Below are 11,367 nucleotides of genomic sequence, written 5' to 3' on the forward strand. Positions count from 1 at the left end.
CCTTATATTGCACTGTTTTCAAAAAAACTTGTGCATCTACATTATAGATAAGCCGAGGGTATATAGCTCTCGGTTTTTCTGATCCCTTTTGAATTTTTGTCCTCAATATACCAATCTCCTCTTGAAATACAAACGTATATTCGATATAATAAATGGGAACGTATGTTTCTTTTTTGATACAAAGAGGGGGCTTAACATGTATTGAACGTTCACAATCATATCATTCAATCAATAAACAGGAGGCTAAAATTTGTCTACTAATCTAACAAGAAATCAATACCAAATCAAACTGTACCATTTTAACGAAATCACACATGTAGGCGACCAAATTAACGCGCCAACATCCAGCACTCGTATCATCACCGTATCAAACAGCATCTATCTCGATCAACTCAAACGAGTCGTAGCAGAACGTGATCTTTTCGCTGATGTTACCGATGTGATCTTTATGCTCAAAGCTGACCAAATTGACGAAGACGATCCATCTCAACTTGCCTTGTTTGAACGTATGTTACGAGATGGCATCTACTATAATGGAAGGAAATATGTTCGTTCAATTAAGTCACCTGCCATGGGACGTACACAGAGGACAGAGTTCATCCAAGAAAAGTATGTTGCTGATCTGTATCGACGCATTACACTGGGCAAAGTACCACCACTCACCAACATCCATAAGTGGGAAGCAGCACTTGGTGTGAGTCGTTCAGCGGCACAACCAGTTCCGTATATCCCTCGTATTGTCGTCATTCCAGATTATGAAAAGAAAACGATCATTGAAGACGTATGGAAAGTGGAGAAGTGTGCTGAAGATTTTGAGCAGCAGAAGTTGATATTCGATGAAAAGACGCAGCAACGTGAATATTTCAAAGCGAAGAAAGAATTAAAACCAACCAAGGAACAATTACATAAGTTAGAACGTATACCGAATAAAATAATCCCGTGGAATGGTCACACAAAGTCTGTTCCCGATCCAAAAGACTATAAAACATTCAATGGATGGGATAAAGCAAATCGTCGTGTGAAGCTAGAAGCAATTCCTTTTCCTGCTCGTTCAGTTATGTATGATGACGAACTATATTCTTGCTATTCCATTGAGCAAACAGAAGAAATCCCAGTCATCGCTATCAATGAAGAGTCCATCGGATTTAAGCGAGTAGAGTATCCACAGTATGAAAATAAGAATGTTCAGTTTTTCGATGGTCAAGGTTTAATGAGCTTCCAGTTTGCCGAGCGTATTGGACAGCACCTTAATCTATCCTACTCACCTAATGCAGTTCAGGGAAGACTTCCATATATTAAAGGTAACTTTATCCGATTCGATCTGTTGAATTGGTTCAAGGAAAATAGCGTGACAGAAATAATAGATGTTTTCGGTGAATCACAGCCGATCATCGACAAACAGGGTCGTCCTATTGATCTCATCCTAACAAAATCCTGCTTCAAAGCATGGCATCAATACAGTGAGGAACAAGTAAAGCCCAAGTGTTTATTTGAAAATATAACGGAATATGAAGAATCACTGAAAGTACATAATCATAACCATTTTTGGGTCGCCAATTATGCGAAGCCAGCATACCAGATGAACGCCTACACACCACTGACATACCAATATATTCATGCGCTGAATCTTACACTGAACGATTTATATCAATTAGCTACGCCTCTAATGGATGTCATCAAATGTGTACTACATGGACAAAAGGATAACACCCATGGAAAGTGGCTTCGAGATATTGCGTACACGAAAGCATTCCTACATATGCTAGTCCAAGAAGACGATGAACCCAAAGATATAGATGAAGAACCCGACGAACAGGAAGATGAAATAGAACGGGGTCAGAAGAAGCAATTTATAAAAGAAATCATCCAAGCTATCGATTTGAATGAATTGATGATGTATGACGGTAATGTCCGCAAATTCATCGTGAAGCAAGCCATGCAGAAAGTTCAAGATATGTTGAAAGGTCGCATCCCAATTCGTGGAAGCTACTTTTATCTGACCAATGATCCAATAGCTTTTATGGAGCATGCCGCTGGAAAACATGTAACAGGTGTGCTGAAGAAGAACGAGGCGTTTATGAATCGGAAACAGGGAATGCATGCTCTATTCCGTTCACCGCTAACGATATTTAATGAAGTGGGTAAGCTAGATTTTGTACAAGTACATAACCGATATATACGTCATTTGGATAATGTGATTGTTCTGAACTGTTGTGATTTAACACTTGCAAGGCTCGGACTCGGAGATGTGGACGGAGATACAGCTCTATGTACCAATGATCCCACCATACTCTCAGCCGTGATCGATGCTCCAACGATCATCAATGAGGATGATAAAAAAGTAGCTGCACCTGTACCGAATAATATAGACAGCATCGTCAAGATGGAGCTGAAAAGTCTACATAACCTGACGGGAAGATGTACGAATGTGAACACGTATTTTCAGAATATGGCTTTGGAGGAAGGAAGCCTTCAAGCACGCGTTTTGGAAAACTCAGTTTTAAAATTTCTCCAAGGTCAAATCATTGATGCAACCAAAAATGGACTGGAAGTAGAGATTCCATATGTGCTGGATCGTCTGGCTATCCAAATGCCGTATTTCTTCCGTTTTGCGAAGGGTGGCAAAGCAGAGGATTATCAGCACTCGACGAAATCGCCGTTTAATCAATTTAGTGTCAAGGCAGAAAAGTACATAGATGACAAGTTCCAGATGGAAGATGGCAAACTGGATCAGTCTATTTTGGGCATCGAAAGTACGAGACAATTGTTACAGGATATGAGCAAAGTCAGCCAGCCCAAGTTTCTGAACTATCTAGCTCGCATTGAGCCACTGTATACAGAATACAACGAGCAGAAGAAACCAATTGATCATCGCCAAAAGGAATTTAATGAACTGAAAAAATGGGAACGGGATAATGATACCCGCAAAGCAATTAGCGCGGAATACGCTAGGTTACGAGAGGAATACAAAGCTCAGTGTGAAGAGATCTGTCCTTATCCTTCGATACTTGCTAGTGTTGCTGTCGAGATCGCTTATCAAAACTACAGAACGTACTCCTTTGCATGGCTATTTGTAGATGGACTACTGGAAAATCTAAAGCAGCATGAAAATGTGATGAAGAGGGAAGTACGAAGAGTAAACCGGCTCACGAATCGAAATGTGGAAAGCAAGGAGCTTACCGTTCAAGCTGGCATGGCTACAATAGATAATGTTGAGTTTCCATTTCATGTACCGGATGGTGTGTATTCATTATTTGAGATTATGGGACAATTTTTTATTGGGTACGAAGCTGAACGGGAAACCGTAGTACAAACCAGTAATACGCCTTCTCTGTTGGACGAGAAAAGTACAAGACGAATATTGAGGAATTATCCGCTTGGCTTCAGCACATTGAAAAGGTCTCAGGAAGAATCACAGTCGATAGCTGATGATGTATTAGGCAAGAAATTGCGGATTCAGGTGGTCGAGTATAACTATGTTCATGTTGTAGATGAACAGGGTAAAGTGAAGTGTATCATTCCGAGAGATCAGGTCATTCGTCGAGATGAAGGGTTTTCCTTACTAGATTTTCACGGAGCGACAATTGAATTTATCAGGATTGAAAAAGTCACGAAATCAAGCTTTAAGGCGATAGTCCATATCGAATAAATTGAATCATAGTGTGTCATGATAGGCGCCTGTTAACACTGGCGCTTGGGTGACAGCTAGAACGTTATATATACGAATCTAAAAATAAGGGAGATATCATCATTTGAACATCACATTAAAATTAAGCCAGATCGTTACCAACCCCAATCAGCCGCGCAAGCATTTTAACGAGGAGTCTTTGCAGGAACTTGCAGAATCTTGCAGAATCTATTCTAAGCGATGGATTACAGGAAGCTATATTGGTCAGACCACAGGGAAATCAATATGAAATTGTTCAAGGTGAACGCAGATATCGAGCAAGTCAAATGGCTGGACTGGATACGATTGTAGTGAAAGTAAAGGAATTAAACGATGAGGAAGCTTTTCATCTATCTGTCATTGAAAATATTCAACGGGAGCAAATGACTCCTATTGAAGAAGCTCATGCATTTTTTGAGTATGTACAAAGAGGATACACGCATGATCAAATTGCTAAAAAAGTGAGTAAAAACAGAGCCTTCGTTACAAGCCGTTTAAGATTATTGAAACTATTACCTTTTATTCATGACTGGATTGCAGAAGGATATATTTCAGATGGTCATGCCAAGCAACTGTTGAAAATGGAATCGTTTTTGAATAGATTGCTAAATAATAAACCGACATTAAAATTCATTCATGAAGACGGTTCACAGAGAGAAGAAAGTCATTTTGAAAACTATCAATGGAAATTTCATAGTTCGTTTTGGGAGAAACATGACATAAAAAAAGAAAAGCTAACCGTAAACGAAGTCAAGAGATGGGTGGATGATTGGCATTACGGTTTAATCATCTCGCCTATTTTGAATTATACGGGACTTGGCTCTGTAGTTATTTCTACAAATCGAGGGTTTGCTTTAACCGCTCAAATGGATTGTATTGTCAATCATCTTCATATCTCCAACATCACAGAAGAAGATATTGATTTTGCAGTTGTTTATGATTTGGAAAAAAATAAAGATCATTTTGATTCCGAATTCAGGCCGTGGATGGTTGAGAAGTTTTGGGATGAGATGCGAAATGAACTTTTTTACTCTGATACCAACATCGAAGACAAATGGAATTTACATAGCTTTCAAGATGAATTGAAAAGATGTAAAAATTATAGCGATGCTTTAGAGGGAAAATCATTGGGAATGTTAACAGAAGAAATCAAATTTTATAAGCAACAATTAGATCATATTGCCAAAGAGAATCATGTTTCAACGGATGACATACTGGATGAATTGCTGGCCATGGATTAAATGGTGTCACGTGACACATATAGCGCCTGTTAACACGGGCGCTTGGGTGACATCTAGTATATGGGTGCGATCCACAAATGAGAGGAGTGAATCTAAATGAGCTATTTTTATTGTTACGATGGTCAGATGATGAGGAAATTGCAGGATAAAAATATCCGGTACATTACTCGTGCTTTGACGATTGATAAGCATCAAAAGTTTTGGCTGTATGCTATTAAAGAAGAATTTCAACAGGCTTTAGAGGAAATTAAGAACCCGAAAATATAAGGAGTGAATCTGATTTGGCAGTGAATCAATGGAGCGATCTGGAAGCTTATATTTCTCGTTCGCATATGAACAGTCTCCACGAAGAGGCGTTTATGGAAACATATCATGCATTAACAAGTTTCGTACATAAGGGATTTCAAATGAATATGGATGAATCTGAACGTGAAGAATCCTACTTGTCATGGATAGTTAAATCTGCTCCTGGCACAGGGAAAAGTACAGCATTAAATGTTCTATGCAAGAGTCTATTACAGAAAAATGCTTCAAATCAACATGAAAAGTATCCGCTATTGCTTGTGTTTAATAATAACGACACGATGAAGAATAATGTATATAAGGATGTCTCTGAATTTGCCAAGCAACATGAAATACCAGATGCCATTGCATATGTCAATTCTGATGAGATTCATAAAGTGATAGATATTATGAGAAAATATCAAATTTTATGTATTCCTCAGCAAAGACTTCGAGATTTGATGTTAGATGATGAGCACATGAATAACTATTTATTATATTACCCGCAGCGGGCTAAGAATACGAAAGATGATGCTCAGCTTAAAGAAGTACATAAGTGGAAACGATTGGTGATCATAGACGAGATGCCTATTTACTATGACAGTTGTGTCTGGGATATTGGCAGTAAAGACAATTCATTTGACTGGTTTGAGCATTTGGCAGATCGTATTCATTTAAGTAATCGTGAATTTAAGGAAGCTAGAGATATCCTGAGTGAGTTGATCAACTTGGAATTAAAGGACAATGTAACTTCCCATTCAACATTACGATTGAATCGGTTTATAGAGGGTTCAGAAAGAGAACGGTTCTTCAATACAATCCTGGCTAAATTGGCTGATGCTAAAGGTGAACTTGAGGATATGAGAAGATATACGTGGTTTATGAAGATGTATGCAAAGGATCATATTGGCTGTATAGAACGAACGAATAAGCAAGCTATTATTTGTTCAGAGTGGCTGGACTATGGTCGGTTACATACCCATATGATGATTTTAGACGGGACAGCACATATCAGCCAAAGTATATATGAACGTTCTGGATTTGAACTGATCCCCATGACAAATGTTCATCGATATGCTGAGCGGTTGAATATTCGATGGAAAAATATAAATACGTCCACAACATTATCTTACCGTGAACTAAAAGAAGTCAAGGAAGCGATAGCAGGAGATTTCTTGGAGATACAAAGTAAACTACAAGAAAAACGTCCAAATTTCAAAATGATTGCATTACCTAAGCAGGATGATATCGCATTTTATCACGCTGAGGGTGTAATTACGGACGAACAGCTCAAGCAATTTTTCACCATCAAGCAGAAGTCAGATGATGATATGAGGAAACATCTTTTCAATGTGGTAGGTAATAATGATTTTTCTAGCTTTAATGCGATGGCTTTGTTTGGTGTTCCCATTCGCCCACCTAGGCATTATCGGGAAATTGCGGTAGCCATGTATGGTGTAGACATCGATATATCCTTAAATGAGAATCGAAATAAAGGAAACTGGTTTACGGATGAGAGAATACAAAAACTATATATAGAAGATGTGCTGGCTAATCTCTCGCAAATTATGCATAGAACATCCCTACGCAATGTAAATTTAAGCGAAGAAGTAGATATTGTGATGTACTCGAAACGGACAGAATGGTTAACATTAATACAACAGGAATTTAGATTGCCGGATGAACGAGTCCATATGCATCAACTACATAATGAACTTCGATTTAAGAAAGCTTGTTCCAAGAAAATGATCGAAATGGTTAAGCTCATGGTGGGCAAGAAGAATATCAAGCTTACCGCTAAGGCTATAGGTGGAAAAGCACTGTATCAGTGGTTTAGAGACAATTGGAAGGGAAATAGAAAGCAATTCATTTTGAGTGAGTTAAAGAATCATAATATATTGCTATATGAAAGAACCTCAAAAGTTGGACGACAATATTGGTTATTTATGCTAGTGGATCAAGATGCATTTACCGATCATGTAGTTAGCGAGCATTATCGTAAACTATTGTAGTAGTCCGAAAGGAAGATTTTCTCCCTAATATTAAGGGAAGATTTCTTCCTCTTATGATAAATTTGCAAATAAAGTGTCCAAAATGAGCCGCAAAAGGGTGAATTGCCGAAGGCAAGAGGGGAAACGGCGGCAGGTCGATGAATACCGATTACGAAGCGTAGCGAAGTGGTTTTTATCGAGATGGTGAGAGAGTTTCCCTTTATGTGGGTACAAACGTTAAGATCAAAAGAAACCGTCAACAAAAATTTGTAAACAAATTATTTCTTTCCGTAGCCATCCAACAATAGTTGGCTGTCTTCATTTTATTTTTTTGAACGTGATAGATTGACGTGACCCTACTTTTCTATATATAGGGGAAACTGGGGTCAGTCCATGGAATGTAGTTTAAACTTAGAAAGGATGAAATGGAGAAATGATGTTAACCTCATGCCCAAGACACTTATTCGTTTGTGGTCAGGTTGCTTATTTTAAAATTTTCGATTTACAGGTTGAAATTTAACTTGTTGAATATGGACTGGTATTTGCAAAATTTTAAAGTTGCATTAAACCATTTGTACTTAGTAACTAGAGAGGAAGAACAAGACCGTTTTACTAATTACCGAAAATGGCCGTCAAAGAATAAAAATCGGACAATACCGGAAAATGGGCAGTTAAACCATAATAAGCTGGCTTTTGCTCACTTTCTTGATATCACTTGTCCCAAACGATCCTTTCACCCAATTTGTCCTCATCCCCAAATTTCATTACATCCCAACAAAAAAAGCGAGCCTCATTGGCCCGCTTTTCCAGCAATTATATTTAAAAATTCGTATTAGTACTAGTCCGAACTCCAAGCTTTCCAGACATGGAACCAGAACCACTACTTAAACTAACATAAAATTTCCCTACAGTCCATGGCTTGCTTGAATTTAATATTTCATCGAATGTTTTACCAGGTTTTACTGTTCCACTGTACTTTTCCGCACCAGATGCACTTCCCTGATTCACAGTAAAAGTTATAGTAGTGTTCCCTGTGTTTCTCAAGTACAACCTTACATATCCATACCCTGATTTAACGTCAAAATCAGCAGAATCATTAAATCCAGCTACTGGACGATCGACAATTTGTCCATCAGTAGCTTGTGGAGTAATGACATGATCCCCCGGTTTTGGTGTATCCACATCGGTCGATGTGTTTGCAGATTGGGAAACTGCTATTGAGTCAGTTGTAGATGGTGTAACTTCCGTAGTGGCTGCTGCAGAAGCAGTTAATGGAATTGCAAGAGCTAAAGACAAAACAGATACTACAGAAGCTTTTTTAATGTTTTTCATACTCATAAGCCCACTTTCTTTGATTTTTTTCCTGCACGCTTTATCAATCAACCAGTATGTATAGAAACTATTAGAGTATTCATGATCAATAAAGTTTTTTTACAGGTAGTTATATACATTTACATTATAAGTCTTTTATTGTAATTGTTCAACAAAAAAATGGACAATGATTCCATTATCCTAATATGGCACGCTTCGGAATTAAACCGCGCAAGGGTTCCACACAGGCTGTTCATGTTTCCGTTGGTTAACTGGTTCCTTGCTGCCGAGCCATAAAGCCCCGGATGAACCGGGAAAATGATTCATGTCGGAAGCTCTGCTGCGAGCAGTTTGAGAATCGGTCAGTGTCGCGATGAGTTGGCTTCAGACTCGTTTGTACATACTTGCCGTGCTGTGCGGCATGCTCTTCGTCATGAAGATGCAGGATACCGTCCTTACTCAAAAATGCAAAATGTGGTTGTGTATATAAATGTGTCACGTGACACAATATTGAAAATTTAAAAATACATATTATACATGGGAACTCTGGCTATGAGCTAGGGTTCCTTTTTCATTTGGAGAGGAGAAATTAGGATGATTGTATTGTTATTAGCATTAGCTATAGAAATCTGTATTTAGCTTAGTATATTCTTCACTGTAATCCTGAGTGAAAGGGGAATGAGTTGGATTGGAAAGCAAATTCGAAAACGTAGAAATGCTGATACCTTACATAAATAGGAGTATTGAGATTATGGATTTAAAGAAAAGGAGCAAATTCTATAAATGAAATGGATGAAATTGAAGATCGATCAACTGGTACACGCCGAATATAATCCAAGGAAGGATTTAAAAGCGGGTGATCCAGAGTTTGAAAAGATTAAGAATAGCGTAATGGAATTCGGTTATTGTGAACCAATTATTTGTAATAGTGATTATACTATTGTAGGAGGCCATCAACGTGCTAAAGTCTTGAAGGCACTCGGATACGATGAAGTTGATTGTGTTATAGTCGATGTGAACAAGTCAAAAGAGAAAGCCCTGAACATAGCGCTTAACAAAATTACAGGGGAGTGGGACTTTGAAGCATTGGCTGCATTATTAGATGAGTTGAAAGAAGCAGAATATAATATTGAGCTAACTGGATTTGATTGGTCTGAAGCGGAGAAGTTGCTGGATACATTACACGAAGAAACAGTGGATGATGAGGATAATTTTGATGTAGAAGAAGCGTTACCTGAGCATCCAATCACTTGTAAAGGTGACATTTGGTTACTTGGGAAGCATAGGCTCATATGCGGTGACTCGACTAATCAGCAGGATATTACAACATTGATGGATGGCAAGAAGGCTCATCTCATTGTAACTGATCCGCCCTACAATGTGGACTATACAGGTAAGACCAAGGATGCATTGAAAATTGAAAACGATAAGATGGATGACGACCAATTTTATGATTTCCTATTAGCTGCCTATACTCGGATGTATGAAGTAGCTGATGATGGAGCAAGTATTTATGTATTCCATGCGGATAGTGAAGGTTTGAATTTTAGGAAGGCATTTATCGAAGCTGGATTCAAACTGGCACAATGCTGCATATGGGCTAAACAAGCAATGGTACTCGGTCATTCTCAATATCATTGGAAGCATGAACCTGTATTATACGGTTGGAAGCCGACAGGTGGACACTATTGGAACAGTGATCGCAAGCAAACAACACTGTGGCAATTTGATCGCCCATTTCGAAATGAATATCATCCCACAATGAAGCCGATTCCCTTAATTAGCTATCCGATTAAAAATTCCAGTAAGCATGGTGATATCGTGTTTGATCCATTTGGTGGTTCAGGTTCAACATTGATTGCTTGTGAGGAAACGGATCGGATTTGCTATACCAGTGAGCTTGATCCTAAGTATGTAGATGTGATTATGAAGCGATATATTGCCCATGTTGGAGATAATAGCGGCGTGTATTTAATTCGGGATGGTAATCAGTATGACTATCATGAAATTGTTGCTGAGTCAGAATTAGAGTGCGTGTAGTTAACCTTTTCTCAATAAAAGTGTAGATATAAATACAATTGCAGCGAACAAGGATACACTGAAGCTAACTATGGCATTTGTTTTTCGATTTATCTTAAACTCTGAGATGCCAGAAAATAAAAACAGGAGGCTGAGAAAAAGCTGTATAAATAAGGATGCGAGTCGGTTATTACCAGGATAAGCAAGTGACCAAAGGGATGTGATTATAACAACAACAGCACATACAAATTTAAGAACTTGGTAGATATTCAGTTTTTTAAGCATAGGTAAATTCCTCCACTTCATATACCGTATTATTCGATGCAACCCCTTTATACAATATTATACAACTATTTGATTCGGAATGGTAATCAGTATGACTATCATGAAGTTGTTGCTGAGTCGGCAAGGTCAGAGGTATCATGTGCTGACTAAACCGAAAGGGTGATTCAATTGGGGAAGGCAAAAGTGAATATGGTGATTCGATTCCTAAAGGGTATGCAAACCGAAAAGGTAAATGTGCTGGGAGCTGAGGAAGCTCGGGAGGACAATGAGTTGATTCAAAAGGTGATTGAGGATATCGAGTTGTTTTATGAGGCTGAATTGGAAGGGTAAGCTGATACATATGGGGAATGGCCGATAGTTGGCTGTTCCCTTTTTTCGTGATGGAGGTGAGCAGAATGAGTAAAAACAATAATAACCCAAAAAGGAATAAACCTAAAATACTGACCAAGTATGATCAATTTGTTGTGCCAAGGCTCAGGGATATTCCCGTTTGGGTACGTGAAGGGGCAACAGATGAGGAGATTGCAAAACGGCTAAATATTCATATTTGGACATTAGGCGATTATAGAAG

10 protein-coding genes are annotated in these 11,367 nt (G+C 38.4%); 7 read left to right on the plus strand and 3 right to left on the minus strand.

The window, feature by feature from the left end:
* The first annotated feature begins 250 nt into the window (after positions 1-250).
* The 5 genes from ABIA61_RS25150 to ABIA61_RS25165 all read left to right on the plus strand — a co-directional run bounded on the left by ABIA61_RS25150 (position 251) and on the right by ABIA61_RS25165 (position 7,202).
* Positions 251-3,649, plus strand: coding sequence for an RNA dependent RNA polymerase (locus tag ABIA61_RS25150; protein ID WP_404581442.1), 3,399 nt, complete (start codon positions 251-253; stop codon positions 3,647-3,649).
* A 103-nt stretch (positions 3,650-3,752) separates the two neighbouring features.
* Positions 3,753-3,917, plus strand: a complete 165-nt coding sequence (locus tag ABIA61_RS26670; RefSeq protein ID WP_483874948.1) for a ParB N-terminal domain-containing protein — start codon at positions 3,753-3,755, stop codon at positions 3,915-3,917.
* On the plus strand, positions 3,838-4,908 hold the full coding sequence (locus tag ABIA61_RS25155; protein WP_404581443.1) for a ParB/RepB/Spo0J family partition protein: 1,071 nt from the start codon (positions 3,838-3,840) through the stop codon (positions 4,906-4,908). Before ABIA61_RS26670 ends, ABIA61_RS25155 begins: the two co-directional genes overlap by 80 nt.
* 96 nt (positions 4,909-5,004) lie before the next feature.
* Entirely contained in the window at positions 5,005-5,175 is a 171-nt protein-coding gene (locus tag ABIA61_RS25160) for a hypothetical protein (RefSeq protein ID WP_404581444.1), read from the plus strand.
* 14 nt (positions 5,176-5,189) lie between these two features.
* Entirely contained in the window at positions 5,190-7,202 is a 2,013-nt protein-coding gene (locus ABIA61_RS25165) for a hypothetical protein (protein ID WP_404581445.1), read from the plus strand.
* Positions 7,203-8,000: 798 nt separating this feature from the next.
* Here ABIA61_RS25165 and ABIA61_RS25170 read toward each other — a convergent pair.
* A complete protein-coding gene (locus ABIA61_RS25170; protein ID WP_404581446.1) occupies positions 8,001-8,564 on the minus strand; it encodes a hypothetical protein in 564 nt (187 codons plus the stop codon).
* A 196-nt stretch (positions 8,565-8,760) separates the two neighbouring features.
* Complete coding sequence (locus tag ABIA61_RS25175; protein WP_404529732.1) at positions 8,761-8,955, minus strand: hypothetical protein; 195 nt, start codon at positions 8,953-8,955, stop codon at positions 8,761-8,763.
* Positions 8,956-9,275: 320 nt separating this feature from the next.
* Between ABIA61_RS25175 and ABIA61_RS25180 the strand changes: the two genes are divergently transcribed.
* Positions 9,276-10,532 carry a site-specific DNA-methyltransferase gene (locus tag ABIA61_RS25180; RefSeq protein WP_404581447.1) on the plus strand — a complete coding sequence of 419 codons (1,257 nt, stop codon included), beginning with the start codon at positions 9,276-9,278 and terminating at the stop codon, positions 10,530-10,532.
* On the opposite strand, the gene ABIA61_RS25185 is transcribed toward ABIA61_RS25180, so the two are convergent.
* Positions 10,533-10,817 (minus strand): DUF3953 domain-containing protein, encoded by a 285-nt coding sequence (locus ABIA61_RS25185; RefSeq protein ID WP_404581419.1) that lies wholly within the window; start codon positions 10,815-10,817, stop codon positions 10,533-10,535.
* A gap of 147 nt (positions 10,818-10,964) precedes the next feature.
* Here ABIA61_RS25185 and ABIA61_RS25190 point away from each other — a divergent pair, with 147 nt between their 5' ends.
* Complete coding sequence (locus tag ABIA61_RS25190) at positions 10,965-11,126, plus strand: hypothetical protein (protein WP_404581448.1); 162 nt, start codon at positions 10,965-10,967, stop codon at positions 11,124-11,126.
* Positions 11,127-11,367 lie beyond the last annotated feature (241 nt).

The organism is Paenibacillus sp. RC21, from assembly GCF_044907935.1.
GTDB classification, from domain to species: domain Bacteria; phylum Bacillota; class Bacilli; order Paenibacillales; family Paenibacillaceae; genus Paenibacillus; species Paenibacillus terrae_A.